This is a genomic window from Lacticaseibacillus camelliae DSM 22697 = JCM 13995, from assembly GCF_001436615.1.
Lineage (GTDB): Bacteria > Bacillota > Bacilli > Lactobacillales > Lactobacillaceae > Lacticaseibacillus > Lacticaseibacillus camelliae.
This window is the reverse complement of record NZ_AYZJ01000050.1, coordinates 67,752-83,609: the sequence shown is the minus strand read 5'-3', so window position 1 is coordinate 83,609 and position 15,858 is coordinate 67,752. Positions and strand designations below refer to the sequence as shown.

At 58.2% G+C, this 15,858-nt stretch carries 15 protein-coding genes; 5 read left to right on the top strand and 10 right to left on the bottom strand.

Annotated elements, in window-relative coordinates; translation table 11 throughout:
- Positions 1-73 precede the first annotated feature (73 nt).
- From FC75_RS08905 to mutY, 4 genes are all read right to left on the bottom strand, one after another.
- A complete protein-coding gene (locus tag FC75_RS08905; RefSeq protein ID WP_054662337.1) occupies positions 74-607 on the bottom strand; it encodes a DUF308 domain-containing protein in 534 nt (177 codons plus the stop codon).
- Positions 608-675: 68 nt separating this feature from the next.
- Entirely contained in the window at positions 676-855 is a 180-nt protein-coding gene (locus FC75_RS08900) for a hypothetical protein (RefSeq protein WP_054662335.1), read from the bottom strand.
- Positions 855-1,535, bottom strand: coding sequence for an NAD(P)H-dependent oxidoreductase (locus FC75_RS08895; RefSeq protein ID WP_054662332.1), 681 nt, complete (start codon positions 1,533-1,535; stop codon positions 855-857). The genes FC75_RS08900 and FC75_RS08895 overlap by 1 nt, the downstream gene beginning before the upstream one ends.
- Positions 1,532-2,635 carry an A/G-specific adenine glycosylase gene (gene mutY, locus FC75_RS08890; protein ID WP_054662329.1) on the bottom strand — a complete coding sequence of 368 codons (1,104 nt, stop codon included), beginning with the start codon at positions 2,633-2,635 and terminating at the stop codon, positions 1,532-1,534. The genes FC75_RS08895 and mutY overlap by 4 nt, the downstream gene beginning before the upstream one ends.
- Before the next feature lie 94 nt (positions 2,636-2,729).
- On the opposite strand from mutY, the gene FC75_RS08885 reads away from it, so the two are divergent.
- Positions 2,730-3,542 carry a Cof-type HAD-IIB family hydrolase gene (locus FC75_RS08885; protein ID WP_054662326.1) on the top strand — a complete coding sequence of 271 codons (813 nt, stop codon included), beginning with the start codon at positions 2,730-2,732 and terminating at the stop codon, positions 3,540-3,542.
- Between the two features lie 28 nt (positions 3,543-3,570).
- Here FC75_RS08885 and FC75_RS08880 read toward each other — a convergent pair whose 3' ends face one another.
- From FC75_RS08880 to FC75_RS08865, 5 genes are all read right to left on the bottom strand, one after another.
- Positions 3,571-4,218 (bottom strand): TetR/AcrR family transcriptional regulator, encoded by a 648-nt coding sequence (locus tag FC75_RS08880; protein WP_056989687.1) that lies wholly within the window; start codon positions 4,216-4,218, stop codon positions 3,571-3,573.
- A 152-nt stretch (positions 4,219-4,370) separates the two neighbouring features.
- Positions 4,371-5,027, bottom strand: coding sequence for a DUF4767 domain-containing protein (locus FC75_RS08875; protein WP_056989686.1), 657 nt, complete (start codon positions 5,025-5,027; stop codon positions 4,371-4,373).
- Between the two features lie 170 nt (positions 5,028-5,197).
- Positions 5,198-5,341: a hypothetical protein gene (locus tag FC75_RS12890; RefSeq protein WP_169790464.1), complete on the bottom strand. Its 144-nt coding sequence runs from the start codon at positions 5,339-5,341 to the stop codon at positions 5,198-5,200.
- A gap of 106 nt (positions 5,342-5,447) precedes the next feature.
- Positions 5,448-8,540, bottom strand: a complete 3,093-nt coding sequence (locus FC75_RS08870; RefSeq protein ID WP_056989685.1) for an AAA family ATPase — start codon at positions 8,538-8,540, stop codon at positions 5,448-5,450.
- Entirely contained in the window at positions 8,540-9,652 is a 1,113-nt protein-coding gene (locus tag FC75_RS08865) for an exonuclease SbcCD subunit D (RefSeq protein ID WP_056989684.1), read from the bottom strand. The genes FC75_RS08870 and FC75_RS08865 overlap by 1 nt, the downstream gene beginning before the upstream one ends.
- 112 nt (positions 9,653-9,764) lie before the next feature.
- Here FC75_RS08865 and FC75_RS08860 point away from each other — a divergent pair, with 112 nt between their 5' ends.
- Complete coding sequence (locus tag FC75_RS08860) at positions 9,765-10,391, top strand: HAD family hydrolase (RefSeq protein WP_054662302.1); 627 nt, start codon at positions 9,765-9,767, stop codon at positions 10,389-10,391.
- A 58-nt stretch (positions 10,392-10,449) separates the two neighbouring features.
- Here FC75_RS08860 and FC75_RS08855 read toward each other — a convergent pair whose 3' ends face one another.
- The gene (locus FC75_RS08855; protein ID WP_054662299.1) at positions 10,450-12,072 is read right to left on the bottom strand and encodes an ABC-F family ATP-binding cassette domain-containing protein; all 1,623 of its coding nucleotides are present in this window, start codon (positions 12,070-12,072) and stop codon (positions 10,450-10,452) included.
- Positions 12,073-12,564: 492 nt separating this feature from the next.
- Here FC75_RS08855 and FC75_RS08850 point away from each other — a divergent pair, with 492 nt between their 5' ends.
- The 3 genes from FC75_RS08850 (at position 12,565) to FC75_RS08840 (ending at position 15,783) form a co-directional block, all read left to right on the top strand.
- Positions 12,565-13,140 (top strand): ECF-type riboflavin transporter substrate-binding protein, encoded by a 576-nt coding sequence (locus FC75_RS08850; protein WP_056989683.1) that lies wholly within the window; start codon positions 12,565-12,567, stop codon positions 13,138-13,140.
- Positions 13,141-13,259: 119 nt separating this feature from the next.
- A complete protein-coding gene (locus FC75_RS08845; protein WP_054662296.1) occupies positions 13,260-14,966 on the top strand; it encodes an ABC transporter ATP-binding protein in 1,707 nt (568 codons plus the stop codon).
- Positions 14,959-15,783, top strand: a complete 825-nt coding sequence (locus FC75_RS08840; RefSeq protein WP_054662293.1) for an energy-coupling factor transporter transmembrane component T family protein — start codon at positions 14,959-14,961, stop codon at positions 15,781-15,783. The genes FC75_RS08845 and FC75_RS08840 overlap by 8 nt, the downstream gene beginning before the upstream one ends.
- Positions 15,784-15,858: the final 75 nt, after the last annotated feature.

The following is a 15,858-nucleotide window of genomic DNA, read 5'->3' as shown; positions in this document are numbered from 1 at the left end:
AGAAACAGACAAAACTTTATATTATTTCATTTGTCAACTTGACAGGGCCGAGTGCAGAACCAGGCGAACTTTTTTACTTGCGCCGGCCGCGCAGTGCATCAACTAGTTCCAGGATGCCCATCACGATCAGCATCACGCCGACAACTTGGAGCAGCGCCATGATCGACCGGAACGGATTGAATAACAGCACGAACCCGCAAATGGCCACCACCAAGCCGTAAAGAATCGTTGGAAACGGCGAGACGTTAACGTAAACCTGCCGGTCGCGCGCCGTGATGATTCGAGAAATCCCGTAAACCACCAGCATCAGACCGATCACGACAGGCAGCAGCGCCAGTGCCGGCCGCAGCATCACGGAGACCACCAGGGCCCCGACCAACAGGCCGCCACCGCGCCAAAGCGCACTTTGACTTTCTAGCGTACCGCGCTGTGCCCGCATCGCATCAATGAAGGCGGCCAGTGCGAGCAGGAGCAACCCACCCAGCAGCACATACTTCACCACGTGGTAAACCGACATTGGTGCCAGCAGGAACCACACGCCGACTAGCGCCAACACCAGTGCGTGCAACCAAGCATAACGTGTTAATTTTTCAACCGTATTTCGCATGGCAATCAACCTTCTTTACCTTAAGCCTAACACGTCAAAGCCCCTGACCCATCAGCCCAAGGTTGGATTTACCAGCGGCGGTGGTCCCAGCTTCGCCCGTCCACCTCGCCTTGCGCCTGCTCGAGCCGCGTCGCCTGAGTTTGGATAAACTGTCGCAGCGCCAAGAAAAAGGCGCGGTCTTCGTAAGCCGTCGCCTGCGCCGCCTGGACCTCGGCCTGGTCAAGCAGCCATTTCGTGGTTTCGTCCATCAGTCGTCCTCCCCTTCTCGCAGTTCGGCAATGGTGTGGCGCAGCCCGGCCAGCTGCTCCTGCCGAGCCGCCAGCGTCGTTGCCATCAGCGCCACGTGCTCGTCCTGTGTCCCTTTTTGGTCAAGCTGAGCTAAAAACCACGCCGCCTGGTCCGCAAAGCGGGTGGGCCGTTCGAGCGTCAGGTACTGCTGATACCGCGTCATCAGCTCTGCCCGCTGCTGCTCTGTGAGGTAGCTGAACTGGGCAATTTCCAGCGGGGCCAGCAGCTGCAGGCCGGTTTTATGCGCCAACGCCTGGTATGGACTCAGCAGCGTGGACATCGCGACCCCTTCACTGCCGCCGATTTGGTACGCCTGCTGCGGCTGACTGTATGACACGACCAGCCCTAACGTTTTGCCGGTGAGCTTGCCGCCGGCTTCGGCGTATGCAAACCCACGGGTCCACACAGCTGCCAGCCACTCGTGCAGGCTGGCCGGGGCCTGGTACCAGTACAGCGGAAACTCAAAAATCAGCCGGTCGGCGGCCTGGATCAGCGCCTGCTCAGCTGGAACATCAAGCGTTTTGATTGCGTCCAGGTAGTGCCAAGTGGCGCCTTTGACGCCGGCCGCGCTGGCCTTTAGGAACTGCTGCGTCGGCGAAGCGGCAAGCTGCGGATGACTGACAATGATCAGTGTCTTCATTTGGTTCCTCCCAGGCCTAATGCCTTCAGCAATTTCTTTTGCACCGTCGGCAGCGCGAGGCGCCCAAAATCCGCCGCCTTGACCCACTTGGCCGGCAGCACCGCCAAATCGAAGGCGGGACTGTCAGCCTGGACCAGCGTCAACTGCCACTGCTGATGGGTAAACGTGTGGCGGACCAGTTTGGCGCCAGTGACTTCAAACGTCAGGTGAACGTCGGCGAGCGCCTCAAAGCGGTCCGCGGCTTCCACCAACTGGTCCACCTCCAGCGCCGCGTCCAGCTCACTGCGGTCGACCAAGGGAAACATCCACAGATCCGCCAGCATCCCGGTGCGCGGCCGCCTGACCAGCAGGTACCCCTGGGGCGAGTGAATGACCAGCGCAAAGTAAGGCACCACCTTCTTCGGCTTCTTTTTGCTTTTCACTGGGTAATCCATCACTGTGTCACTCAGGTAGCTTTGATCGAAGGCGGCCAGTGGGGAGTGTGCGGGGTCCGGATCCTTGGCCCGCATGTAGCTGCTGCCCAGGTCCATGATGGCCTGGTTAAAATCACCGGGCCGCTTGGGGTCGATCAACTGCCGAATCAGCTGATCAAACAACTGCCGGGTCTGGGGCTTTGCGATGTCTGCATCGATTTTGAACAGCCGGGAAAACACGCGAAACGCATTCCCGTCAATCGCCGGCTCTGGCTGATTAAAGGCAATGCTGGCGATCGCCCCAGCCGTGTAGGGCCCGATCCCCGAAAGCTGCCGCAGCTCCGCGGCAGTGCGTGGGAACTGACCGCCGTAATCCTGAACGACCTGCTTGGCCGCCTGCTGCAGGTGCCGTGCCCGCGAGTAGTACCCAAGGCCTTCCCAGGCCTTCATCACCTGGTCCTCTGGGGCCTGCGCCAGCGCCTGCACAGTGGGAAAAAGCTGCAGGAAGTGCTCATAGTACGGAATCACCGTTGCCACTTGCGTCTGCTGCAGCATCGTTTCCGAAAGCAGGATGTGATACGGGTCGTGATCCCGCCGCCAGGGCAGGTCCCGTTTTTCCTGATCGTACCAGCCCAACAGCGCCCGGCGAAACGCCGTGACTTTTGCTTTTGACCAATTCGGTGCCATAAGTTCACCCCCAACAAGTTGCTCGTGCAGCCGGTCCTGCAAGCGCTCCCATGCTTTGCTATAATCAAGTTATTCACGAAACGGAGGAACGCTTATGAAGATTCGCATGATCGCGCTCGACATTGACGACACCTTACTGACTTCGACCCGCAAAATCCTGCCCAGCACGAAATCGGCCGTTCAGGACGCAGTGGCCCGGGGCATTAAGGTCGTCCTCTGCACCGGGCGCCCACTGGCCGGGGTGACCCCTTATCTCACCCAGTTGGCGCTGACCGGGGACGACCAGTACGTCATCACTTACAACGGGGCTGTGACCGAATCACTCGCCGGCCGCGTGGTGGCCAAGCATCTGCTTGATAACGCCGCCTACCGCGAAATCACGGCGCTGGGCCAGCGGTTAAACCTGCCAACCAACGTGCTGGACGAGCATTCCAACATTTTCACCGCCGATCGCGATGTCGACTGGTGGATCGTCGAACAGGCCGCCGAAAACCAGGCCGGGCTGTTCATTCGGGACCCGGATGAGCTGCCAGGTGATTTTGCCATTGCCAAAGGGGCGTATGTCGGCAAGGAAAGCTTACTCGACCAGGCGGAACAGGCTGTTCGCCAAGCCCTTGAAGACCGGTTTTACGTCGTGCGCGCTGGCCGCAATTTTATCGAAATCATGGATCCTCACGTGAACAAGGGCCAGGCGCTTCGTGACCTGGCGCGGGTCCTCGACCTGACCCCGGATGAAATCATGGCTGTGGGCGACGAGGGCAACGACATCGCGATGTTCGACGTTGCCGGGCTGCCTGTGGCGATGGGCAACGGCACCGCCGAAGCCAAGGCCCACGCCAAGGTCATCGCCGGCACCAATGATGAAGGCGGCCTCGGAGAAGTCATTCGTCAATACGCGTTACAGTAAGCTAAAAGTCAGCCCCGGCTGACTTTTTTTATTGCTGATAAAGCGCGGTCAGCTGCCCTGCCAGTGCGGTGACCGCGCGCTGCGTGGCCTCCTGGGTCAACAGCTGCTTAGTCGCCGCTTCGTCCAACAGCACCAGTGTCAGGATGCGCAGCAAATGCTTCAGGACCGGCTTGGCTTCTTGTTCAGCCAGGCGCCCCGGCCGGTTCAGCCCGTCCGCGGTGGTGCGGATCATCATTAGAAATAACGAAATGTCGATCGGGTGGAAAATCCCACGCGCCATCCCTTCGTTCAGGTAGGCAGCAAAGCGCTCTTCCCACTGGTGCAAAGCGGTTTCGATCCGGCGCCGCTGGGCTGGGTACGCGTGCCCAAGGTCATCCAAAAATGCCGGACTGTTCGAACCCAGAAGCATCAACTCTGTCAGCAGCCAGTGCGGCAGTGCTTGGACTGTCCAGTCTTGACTCGGCGTGCGGCCTTGCGCACTCGCCAAGGCCACGTACTGATCCACGACGGCCACCACCACTTCATCCCGACTGGAGAAGTAAAGGTAAAGCTTTCCGCGGCTGACGCCCACCGCCTTGGCCAGCGCAGCCATCGACTGGCCGGAAAGCCCGTTGCGCAGAAATATTCGGTTGATTCGCGCCACTAACTCCTGGTGGCGACTTCGCTCATCTGTCATTACGGCCTCCGCTTACTGCATCGATTATACCCCCGAGGCTGAATCTCAACAAATTAGACAGAAGCAATTCAATGTGTTCAGCGCGGGTGCTCAAAGCGTGCAGAAAAGGCCAGCATCAGATGCTGGCTCGGATGATACCCGATGATTCGGAGTTATTGCGCAGGCTTGCCCTCGGCAATGCGCTGAAAGTTGCTGCGCAGGGAAGCATTCTGGGTCTCGCCGGCAGTCGGGGCGCCGTCGCGACTTTGATCCACCAAGACGAACGGCTGCCCCTCATGAAACGTGAAGAAATAGGTGATGCGGCTCGGCAACGGTGGCTCAGTGCCATCATAGTTATAAATGGCCACCACGTTATAACTACTGCTACCTGTGCCATCAGGATGCCACGCAAGCAGATTCGGCGTGTTGTTGACCAGCTCCTGTGAAAAATCCGTGGGATAGGTCGTGCCCACCGAGGTTTTCAGTGGGTGGACGCCGTCATACTTCGCGTATGACTGCCCCATGGTCTTTGCCCAAGCATTGACGAAACTGGTCAAGGCCGCATCCTTACTACTGTCCCATGGTGTGGCCGGCTGTGAGCTCGCTGCTGAAGCCGCGGTGCTAGAGCTGCTGCTTGCCTTGCTAGAACTGCTGGTCGGGCGACTGGACTTAACCTTGACATGTTCCTTGGTGCTGGATTTGACCTTGGCACTTTTGCTCGGTGCCGCAGAATCTGACTTTGCGGCGCGCTGACCGCATCCCGTAAAGATCAGCGCACTCAGTAGTACGGCGGCAAAAATCCCCCAATGCCGCGGTGTTGATCGATTCATCTGTACTCCTCCATTCTCTTGACCTCAGCCATTGCCAAACATTCACCCACTTATACCCGGTCTTTTGCTTCATGTCAAACCTTTTGACCTGTTCGCCTTAGTCAAGGCATTGCCCTTCGCCATAGATAAAAAATAGCCGCCATCACTGGCGACTACAACGTGTTTTAAAATTACTTTTCATCCTCGAGCTTCTCGGCTTCTTTGTCGATTGTGGCAAACCCTGACTCAGTCTTCTTTACTGGATGCTCGGCACGCTTCTTTTCAACTTCTTCGATCATTGCCTTGCGTTCCTGTTTACTAAGCTTTCCTGCCATTATTCTCGCCTCTTTTACAGTGGCATAGAGATGAGAGATTGACCTCTCAACACATCCAGTGTACCACTTTTGGCAAAAATTAGCACACGAACATGGCAGCTGCTAATCACCGGTCGGCATGTGCTTCCCTTAGCGTGCTTTCACCAGTGCCGCTTGCGGTCACCTGCAGCTGATCCGGCACGCTGGCGCGCAGCTCGGCAACGTGGCTGATGATCCCAATCATCCGGGCCTGGCCCTCGATGGTTTCCAAGGCCTCCATAGCGGTGTGCAGGCTGGTGCTGTCAAGCGAGCCAAACCCTTCGTCCACGAACAGGGCATCGATCGATACCCCGCCGGCTTCGCGTTGGATCACCTCGCCTAACGCCAGCGCCAAACTCAGCGCCGCGATGAAACTCTCACCACCCGACAAAGTGTGCACGGACCGAGTCGCCCCGACCTCATCATCGTACACATCGATTTCTAGACCTGAATCGTTGCGGTGGCTGCCAGGCTCCTGGTGCAACTGGAACTGATACCGGCCGGCAGTCAGGTTGCCAAGCCGAGTGTTGGCCACGGTCAGCACTTCTTGCAGGTAGGCGCGCAGAACAAAGCGCTCCAGCGATAGCTTGCGCTCGTTGTTCCCATTCATGACGCTGGCAAGGGCAGACAACGACTCGGCGCGCGTTTGGGCGTCCTGATTTTGCGTGTACGCGGCGTCGATTTGACTCAGCAGGTGCTGGTCCTGTTGCAAGGCACTTTGGGCCGTTGCCATGTCCGCCTGGGCCTGACTCTGTGCTGTGCTGGCCGCCTCGCGCTGGCGGGCCAAAATGGTGAGGTCAGGCGCTTCGGCATCCCCGATTTGGGCCTTTGCCTGCTTCAACAGGGCGGTTTGCGTCGTCGCTGCGGTCTTTGCCGATTCTAGGTCAGCCCTGATCGCCGTGATTTGATCGACCTGATGCCGCAGTTCGGCAAAGTCGGCCACCGTCGCGCCGTCGAGGTTGTCCGCTACCGCCTGTTCAAACGCCGTCTTGGCAGCTGTCAAGGCGGTTTGTGTCTGCGTGTGCTGGCTGTCCTGCGCGGTCTGCGTCGCCTTAGCGCTCGCCACCGCCTGCTTGGCGGTGCTCAGCGCGGTTTCGCTCTTGGCCTGGTCATCCGCAAACGCCTTCAGCTTGGTTTGCAGTCTGGTCAGCTCTGCGTTAAGCGTCGAAAGCGACGGCGCATCCTTTGGCAGTGCCTGCTGTGCGGTCTTCAACGCTGACTCGGCGCCGGTCAGAGCCGCATCCGCACGGTGAAAGGCGTCATCAGCGTGCTTAAGGGTCGCTTCTGCGTCTTCCTGATTCGTCTGCAACTTGGCGGCCTGCTGCTTCAGCTTGGTCAGCTGCCTTTTTTGACTGTCGGCTTCTTGCTGGAGCTTGTCCACATCAGCCGTAAGCTGCTGGAAAGCCTGCTCGGGATCGCCGGTAGCCGCCAATTCAGTTGCAAGCGCCTGCTCCTGGTCTGTGAGCTTGGCCACAGTGGTTTGCGCTTGCGCCAAGTCCGCCTTGCCGCTGGCCAAATCTGCCTGCGCCTTTTGCCGGGCATAATCCGCTTCTTCAACCTGTTCATCGGTCACCACTGCAGTTTCAGTCGCAACCGCCGGATGGGGGTGCTCGGTACTGCCGCAAACCGGGCACGCTGCACCTGGGGTCAGCTGGGCCGCCAGACTCGCGATGCGCGCACGCAGCTGATCATCGTGCAACTGGGTATAGGCTGCCTGGGCCGCTTCTGCCGCAGCGTTTGCGGTTTTGACCCAAGCTTGCGCAGTCGCGACCTGGCCTTGTGCGGCCTTGAGCTCACTTGCGACGTGACGCCACTGGTCATGCACCGGCTTCAGCGAAGCCAGTTGCTGCGCCTTGGTCTGTAGCACTGCCGTCTGATCAGCCTTAGTCAGCGTTTCAAGCGCGTCGGCGTTAGCCTGAAGTGCCGCCTTCGCCTGATCGACCGCGTGTTGGGCAGTCTGTTGCTGTTCTAACGTTTCTTCTTGCTGGTTCTGCGCCTCACCTAGCGCCTGCGCCAGCCTCGCCACGCGTTCCAGCTGTGGTCGAATGCTACTCAGCTGCGTTTCCCGCTTGCTGGCCGCCGTCATCTCATCGGTTTGCGCGGCGAGCGCCTGCTTGGTTTGCTGGGCTTCCGTCAGTGACTGCTCAGCCTGCTTCAGAGCCGCTCTGGTATTGGTCAGAGCCGCCTCAAGCTGCGTTAACTCCGCCTCTTGGCTGATCAGGCGATCCGCATCACCGCTGTGGGTGTCGACCCACTCGAGCTTGGCCAGAAGCGCCGTCTTTTCGGCGCGGGCTGGGCCGTCAGCCGCCAGCCTAGCCAGCGCGGCCTGGGCCGCCTGCTGAGCATCAAATGCCTGTTGCAGCTGCTGCCCGCTTTGGTATGCCGTATTGGCCTGCTCATACTTGGCCGTTGCCTGCTTCAAAGCAGCCTGCTGTGCACTTTGCTGAGCGGTCAACGCCGCCACGGTGGCCTTCATGGCAGCGATTTGGTCGCTGAGCGTCGCGCCATCGGCAGGCCTTCTGTCCGCATCGTAGGCAAACTGACCGGCCAAGGTGACCAAGCGGTCTGTGGCCTGCTTGACCTTGGCCACTGCCTCCTTGGCTTGCTGATTCATCGCGTCCTGCCAGCGGGCGTACAGACCGGTGCCAAACAAGCGCTGAAGAAGCTTCCCCTTATCGTCAGAATTGGCGTCAAGGAACTGACGGAACTGGCCCTGCGGCAGCAAGATGATCTGCCGAAATTGGTCGGCGTCCAAGTGCAGCAGCTGGTTGATTCTCGGGGCAATATCCCGTTTCTTGGTCCACTGACCGCTTTCCTTGCCGTCCGTGTAAACGGTCAGACACGCGTTCATCGGCTTGCTCGTGACCCCGCCCTGCTTTTTGGCCAGCAGTTGGGCCGGCTCGCGCCAGATCTCGTAGTCGTGGCCGTTGTGGTGGAACCGCAGCGTGACGCGGGTCTTTTCCTTGGGGGTCGCAAAGTTCGCACGCAGCTCCTCGCCGGTGCGCTGGTCGCCTGACGTGTCCCCGTACAGGGCAAAAACCAACCCATCAAAAATGGTGGTCTTCCCGCTGCCGGTATTGCCGCTGATCAAAAACAGCGGGGTCTTCGCAAAGCGCTCAAAATTGACCGTCGCGTTGCGGTATGGCCCAAAAAATTCCATTTGCAAAGTCTGCAGCTGCATTAGTCTTCCCCCTTTGCCTTGGTCAACGCGGCTTTAGCCCACGTCAGTTGTTGCTCACTTAACTCCGCACCGGTCACTTGCGAAAAGAACTCGCCTAGCAGCTGCGTCGGCGCCAGCTTGACGTTCGTCTGGACGACCTTCCCGAGGTCCACGTGGCGCTTGCGATCCAGCCCAATCAACCGGGGAAAGACTTGGCGCAGCTTGGCCATCACGTTGGGGATCACCTCGACATCAGTCAACGTCAGCGCCGTGTACGCTTCTTTCTCCGCCTCACTGAAGTTGGTCGGATCCGCAAAATCGGCAAAACTGCCAGTCAGGTGTTGCAGGTCATGCAACGGGGCCAAACTGACAAACCGGCGCTGCATGGTGGCGGTATCGATGATGTAGACGCCTTTTTCCTGCGCCGCCTCGGACACCGAAAACTTCAGCAGCGACCCGGCATACTGCACCTTCGCATCATCGAGCGCGTGGCGGTTGTGCAAATGACCCAGCGCGACGTAATCGAATGGCTGCAGGTCGGACACCGCCACGGCATCCAACCCGCCGACGTTGACCAGGGTCTCAGAATCCGAGTGGGCACTGCCGGCCGCAAAAAAGTGGCCGACCAATATGTGCTTCTTGGTCGGATCGAACTGCTGCACCATTTCCTTGCTGATGCGCTGCATGGCCTTGTTAACGTTTGTCAGGCTGGGGTCGCCCAGCACCTCTCGCGCCTCATAAGGCTCGAAGTACGGCAGCAAGAAGAACTGCGTATCATCGATCACGATTGGTGAAAAGGCGTCCTTCAGTGTCGTGCGCATGTACAGTTGCGTGGCCGCATACCACTCCTGCCCGGTGCCCAGCCGCACGCCGGAATCGTGGTTACCTGACACCACTAAGAGCGGGAACCCTTCCTGCCGGTTGAGGCGAAACAACATCTGATTGACGCGTTTAACGGATTCCTCACTCGGGTTGGCGCGGTCGTAAAGGTCGCCGGCGATAATGATCGCATCGACGTGTTCTTTTTTGGCAGTTGCGACCAGTTCCTCAAACACCGCGTCCTGATCCTCGGCCAGATCAAAGCCTGCCAAATTCCTCCCGATATGCCAATCGGCAGTGTGCATAATACGCATGTGATGACCCCCATTTCTATGCTCAATTCAAACAGTTGTTCGCCCCACTGTCAACGGATTTTTTCCAAACTTGACAGCGCTTTTTCGGTATACTGGTCGCGGGAGGTGCACCATGAAAACTTTCATCTTCGACATTGACGGCACCCTGATCAACTCACCAGCCATGTACCTGCACGGGCTGCAGCAAACCATGCGCCGCCACGGCAAAGATTACGCGCTGGCGGACCTGACTTTCTCAAACGGGGTCTCGTCTGTTGAGACAATGACGCGTTTGGGCTTCACTGATCCTCGCGAAAATGCCGCAGCCATTGAAGAGTGGATCAGCGACTCCATGGCGTTTGCCGATCGGTCGGGCTGGATCCCGGGGTTTCCCGAGGTCTTGACCCAGCTGCGCCAGGCCGGCGCCACGCTGGGCATTGTGACAGCCAAAAGTGCGCACGAATTTGCGCTTGATGATGCGCGCTACCACTATAGTCGCTACATCGACACCTGGGTCACCGCGGGTCAAGCCAAGCGCGACAAACCTGCAGGGGATCCGATTCTCCTGGCAGCCCAGCGACTAAATGCTGACTTAGACGACCTGCTTTACGTCGGCGATACCCTCACCGACGCCCAGGCGGCACACGACGCCCATGTGGCGTTCGGCCTGGCCGCCTGGACGACCCCGAAACCCACGCCGGCGTTTGCGCCCATCGCCCAGCGCTTGACCCAACCTCGCGACTTACTTGCGCTGGTCTAAAAAAAGCGTCTCAGGCGCCCCCGCCAACGGCACTGGGGGCAAACTTGAGACGCTTCTTTTAATAGATGCTGGCGACCTGCGCCTGTGCGACTTCATGCGCCATGAAGTCGTCGTAGGTCGTGTCCGCACGGTCAACAATTCCCTTGGGCCCGACCTCGATGATATGATTGGCGATGGTCTGAATGAACTGATGGTCGTGGCTGGTGAAAATCAGTGAGCCGGAAAAATCGATCAGCGCATCGTTCAGCGCGGTGATGCTTTCCAGGTCCAAGTGGTTGGTGGGATCATCAAACAGCAGGACGTTCGCCTTGCTCAACATCATTTTGGCCAGGTAGGCCCGCACTTTTTCGCCCCCGGACATCACCGGCGTCTGCTTGAGGACATCATCACCGCGGAACAGCATCTGACCGAGAAACCCGCGCAGGAACGTGTTGTCGGACTCCTCCTTGCTGGCGAACTGCCGCAGCCAGTCAAGGATGTTGAGGCGCTCGTCGCTGAATTCGGGATTCAGGTCACGCGGCATCGAGGCGCGGCTGGTGGTCACGCCCCAGGTCACACTGCCCGTGTCTGGCTGCATCGTCCCAGCCAAAATCTGCATCAGCACACTGGCCGTCACGTCGGAGCGGGAGATCAGCGCAGCTTTATCGCCCGGCCGCAGGATGAACGAGACGTTGCTGAGGATCTGCTCACCATCGATGGTCTTGGACACATTGGCCACGCGCACCAGGTCCTTGCCCAAATCGCGCTCTGGAGTGAACTTGATGAACGGGTACTTGCGACTTGAGGGCTTGATGTCATCCAGCGTGATCTTGTCCAACTGCTTCTTCCGTGAGGTGGCCTGCTTGGACTTTGATGCGTTGGCGGAAAACCGTGCAATAAAATCTTGAAGCTGCTTAATCTGCTCTTCCTTTTTGGCATTCTGCTGGGACCGCAGCTGCTGGGCCAACTTGGAACTTTCCAGCCAGAAGTCGTAGTTCCCCACGAACAGCTCAATCTTGCCGAAGTCGACATCGCACATTTCGGTGCAAACCGCGTTCAGAAAGTGCCGGTCATGGCTGACGACCAAGACGGTGTTTTGATAATCGGCCAAGAAGTCCTCCAGCCAAGCAATCGTCTGCGGGTCCAGCCCGTTGGTCGGCTCGTCCAGCAGCAGCACATCCGGCTTGCCGAACAGTGCCTGGGCCAGCAGGACTTTGACCTTCTCGCCTTCGGGCAGTTCGGCCATCAGCATCTGGTGCTGCGCTTCCGCGATCCCCAGGCTTTGCAGCAGCTGACTGGCATCGGATTCTGCATTCCAGCCGTCCATTTCCGCGAACTCGCCTTCCAGCGCCGCGGCCCGGTTCCCATCGGCTTCGGTGAAGTCGGCCTTTTGGTACAAGGCATCTTTTTCCGTCATCACGTCGTAGAGCCGCGTGTAACCCTGCAGCACCGTGTTCATCACGGTTTGGTCGTCAAAGGCAAAGTGATCCTGCTTAAGTGAGCTCATGCGCTCGTTGGGATCGAGCGTGACGCTGCCGGTGGTTGGCGTCAACTGGCCTTCCAGGATCCGCAGGAACGTCGACTTGCCTGCGCCATTAGCGCCAATAATGCCGTAGCAGTTGCCTGGCGTGAACTTCAGATTAACGTCAGAATACAGGGTCCGATCGGAAAAAGTCATCGAAACGTTGGAAACAGTTAGCACTTCGCTACCTCGCTTTTCTTCTATAAATGCACTACGTTCGCACAATCATACCAAATGGCCGGCGGTTTATCAACGCGGCCCGTCAAAATGCGCAAATTGGCCATTTTACTTTTAGGATGCCGAATTAACTGGATGTTAGCGCTCTTATCGTTCGTTTATGGCTTTGACTTTTTAGGGCCGGACTGCTAAGCTATTGACATCGTCAGTCGGTACTGAGAGATAGTACGGCAGTCTCCTTTTCGCTCAGAGAGTGATCCACATGGTGTAAGGATCATCGAAAAGTCTGCAAGAATGGCTCTCAGCAGGGTGGTGCCGCGCGCCTTAAGCGCTTCGAGTGGTCGCTGTGGCGGCAACTTAGGTGGTACCGCGCAACGTCGTCCTAAGCAATTGCTTGGGGCGACGTTTTTTTGATTGAGGATGGAGTTGGCCGTTCACCCGCTCGTCCAGTTTGGGCCGGCGTACATTATTTATTTTTCTAGGGGGAAATGCCTTATGGCAAAAAACAAGCAATCATCTAGTGAGTTGTTCAGTGTGAGGACCGTTGTCGCCATTGGGATCGGTACCGCGCTCATCTTTATCCTGAAGCGTTGGGTGTCCATTCCAACCGGCTTTCCCAACACGAACATCGATACCTCTTACGGCTTTTTGGGCTTCATGAGTGTGCTGTTTGGCCCGGTGGCCGGCTTCATCATGGGCTTTCTCGGCCACGCGCTGAACGATTTCACGCAGTACGGCACGCCGTGGTGGACCTGGGTGGTCACAACCGGTCTCGTCGGCGGGGTCATCGGCCTGTTCTGGAAGCGGCTGGACGTGTCGAAAGGCGACTTTGGCAAGAAGAAACTGATCGGCTATAATGTCGTGTCCGGCCTGACCAACCTCGTCGCGTGGGCGGCCATCGCGCCAACGCTCGATGTGCTGGTGTACTCGGAGCCGGCGAACAAAGTGTACATCCAGGGCCTGATCTCTGCGGTGTCCAACGTCATCTCCGGCGCGGTGATCGGCTCCATTCTCTTGGCCGCCTATGCCGCATCACGCACCCGGTCCGGAAGTCTGAAAAAAGAAGACTAGCACTGCTGACAGGAGGCCGACACCAGGCTCTTCGTCAAAATGCTTCAAGCACGCCAATTACCCACTGCGGCGCCAGGCGATCCCGCTTGGCGCCGCACTTATTGTGAGAAAGGATCATCATGAGTAAACCTGCGATCATTTTCGATCACGTCAACTACCAGTACGACAGCCAGGCCGAGCCGACGCTGCACGACATTAATTTGACCATCAATCAAGGCGAAAAAGTCCTAATTATCGGCCCCAGCGGCTCTGGCAAGTCGACGCTGGGCAGCCTGATCAACGGCCTGATCCCACACGCCATTCCCGGCAAAATCACCGGCAAAGTGACGGTCATGGGCCAAGACGTGGAGAGCGCCAGTCTATTCGATCTGTCACTGCACGTCGGCACTGTGCTTCAGGACCCTGACAGTCAGTTTGTCGGCTTGACGACCGCCGAAGATATCGCTTTTGCGATGGAAAATGACGCAACACCGCAGGCCAAGATGAAGACGCGCGTCCAACAGTGGGCCACGACCCTGGGCATCCAAAACCAGCTCGGCCAATCCCCGCAGGCCTTGTCAGGCGGGCAAAAGCAGCGAACCGCCATGGCCGGCGTGCTCGTCGACGAAGGCGACATCCTGCTGTTCGACGAGCCGCTTGCCGCCCTGGACCCCGCTGCAGGCAAGCAGTCGATCGCGCTGATCGACGACCTGCACCGCCGCCTGGGCGTCACGGTGGTGATTATCGAACACCGCCTGGAAGAAGTGCTGGCCCAGCCGGTCGACCGGGTGATCGTGATGCAGGAAGGCCGGATCATCGCCAACGAGACGCCAGAGGCCTTGCTCAAGACCCCGCTGCTGCGCCAAATCGGTTTGCGGGAGCCGCTGTACCTGGAGGCACTCGACCTGGCAGGCATCGACTTCAACGACACGACTGGCATCACCTCGGTCAACACCATTGAAGCGCCTCACCTAAAACAGCGGCTGGGCGATTGGCTGACAGGCGAACCCGAGCACAAAAAACCGGCGGGCCTCAAACCCCTGTTACAAATCACTGATCTCACGTTTGGTTACCCCAAGGGCCCCAAACTGTTCAATCATTTTGACCTGACAATCAATCGCGGTGACATGCTGGCCTTGGTCGGCGAAAACGGCGTCGGCAAAACGACCCTCAGCCAGCTGATCACCGGTTTCGTCAAACCGGACGCTGGGAAAATGACGTTCGGCGATGTCGATCTGGCCACGCAATCCGTCAAGGAGCGCGCCGACAAAATCGGCTACATCATGCAGGACCCCAACCAGATGATCTCGAAGATCAAAATTTTCGACGAGGTCGCCCTCGGCCTAACGCTGCGCGGCGTGGATGAAGCGACCATCAAAGCCAAGGTCGAAGACGCGCTTAAGATCTGCGGTTTGTACCCGTTCCGCAACTGGCCGATCTCTGCGCTCAGTTTTGGACAAAAAAAGCGCGTGACGATCGCCTCGATTCTGACCCTGTCGCCGCAGCTGCTGATCCTCGACGAGCCGACCGCCGGCCAGGACTGGCGGCATTACACCTCGATGATGCGGTTCTTGGAAAAGCTGAACCGCGACTCTGGCATCACGATGCTGCTGATCACCCACGACATGCACCTGATGCTCGAATACGCCACGCGCACCGTGGTGCTGGGCCACACCGGCATTCTCCTTGACGCCGAACCCGCCAAGGTCCTGACCGAGCCAACCATCATCAAACAAGCGCATTTGGCAGAAACGTCACTATACACTTTGGCCGAGCGCATGGGCCTTGATCCGTTCGAGTTCACCGCGGCTGTGATCGCACACGAAAGGCAGGAACGTCATGTCTAACTTATTCGGTTTCGATGGTGGCGACACCTGGCTGCACCACCTCAGCGGTGCCACCAAAATGCTGGCGTTTGTCGGCATCTCGATCATCGCGATGGCCAGCTATGATATCCGCTTCACTGCAGCAATCATGGTGCTGTCCCTGATCCTCTTTTATCAGGCCAAAATAAAGTGGTCGCAGGTCAGCCTGGTCGTGAAGATCATCACCGCCTTTTCGCTGCTGAACCTGATCACGGTTTACCTGTTTTCCCCTGAGTACGGCGTTCAACTTTACGGCACGCGGCACCTGATTTTCGGCAGCGGCTATTTGACGGTGACGCAGGAGCAGCTGTTTTACGAGCTCAATCTGCTCAGCAAGTACGTCGTCACCGTTCCACTCGCGCTAATTTTTCTGATCACGACTAACCCGTCGGAGTTTGCCGCCAGCCTGAACAAAATTCATTTGTCCTATAAAGTCTCTTACTCAGTTGCGCTCGCGCTGCGCTACATCCCCGACGTCCAAGGCGCCTACCATCAGATTTCTCTGTCCCAGCAGGCCCGCGGCTATGAGTTGTCCAAGAAGGCCAAGTTCTCGCAGCGCCTGAAAGGGTCGGCGCAGATTCTCATGCCGCTGATCTTCTCCTCGCTGGACCGCATCGATACGGTCAGCCAGGCGATGGAGCTGCGCCGCTTCGGCCGCAAGAAGCACCGCACCTGGTACATGGACCATCCCTTTGCGTGGCAAGACTGGCTAACACTTTCCGGTACCGCCGCCATCATTTTGATTGGGGCCTGGCTGTTCAAGGTCAACGGTGGCCGCTTCTACAATCCCTTTCACTAACCGCTAAACCAGCCGCAGCCGGCTGGTTTATTTTTGTCAGTTAAGTTGTGCAAAATTTATGATGTCAAATTGGTG

Coding starts and splice junctions, on each gene's coding strand:
- FC75_RS08905 (WP_054662337.1), bottom strand. CDS start 607: ATGCGAAATACGGTTGAAAAATTAACACGTTATGCTTGGTTGCACGCA.
- FC75_RS08900 (WP_054662335.1), bottom strand. CDS start 855: ATGGACGAAACCACGAAATGGCTGCTTGACCAGGCCGAGGTCCAGGCG.
- FC75_RS08895 (WP_054662332.1), bottom strand. CDS start 1,535: ATGAAGACACTGATCATTGTCAGTCATCCGCAGCTTGCCGCTTCGCCG.
- mutY (WP_054662329.1), bottom strand. CDS start 2,635: ATGGCACCGAATTGGTCAAAAGCAAAAGTCACGGCGTTTCGCCGGGCG.
- FC75_RS08885 (WP_054662326.1), top strand. CDS start 2,730: ATGAAGATTCGCATGATCGCGCTCGACATTGACGACACCTTACTGACT.
- FC75_RS08880 (WP_056989687.1), bottom strand. CDS start 4,218: ATGACAGATGAGCGAAGTCGCCACCAGGAGTTAGTGGCGCGAATCAAC.
- FC75_RS08875 (WP_056989686.1), bottom strand. CDS start 5,027: ATGAATCGATCAACACCGCGGCATTGGGGGATTTTTGCCGCCGTACTA.
- FC75_RS12890 (WP_169790464.1), bottom strand. CDS start 5,341: ATGGCAGGAAAGCTTAGTAAACAGGAACGCAAGGCAATGATCGAAGAA.
- FC75_RS08870 (WP_056989685.1), bottom strand. CDS start 8,540: ATGCAGCTGCAGACTTTGCAAATGGAATTTTTTGGGCCATACCGCAAC.
- FC75_RS08865 (WP_056989684.1), bottom strand. CDS start 9,652: ATGCGTATTATGCACACTGCCGATTGGCATATCGGGAGGAATTTGGCA.
- FC75_RS08860 (WP_054662302.1), top strand. CDS start 9,765: ATGAAAACTTTCATCTTCGACATTGACGGCACCCTGATCAACTCACCA.
- FC75_RS08850 (WP_056989683.1), top strand. CDS start 12,565: ATGGCAAAAAACAAGCAATCATCTAGTGAGTTGTTCAGTGTGAGGACC.
- FC75_RS08845 (WP_054662296.1), top strand. CDS start 13,260: ATGAGTAAACCTGCGATCATTTTCGATCACGTCAACTACCAGTACGAC.
- FC75_RS08840 (WP_054662293.1), top strand. CDS start 14,959: ATGTCTAACTTATTCGGTTTCGATGGTGGCGACACCTGGCTGCACCAC.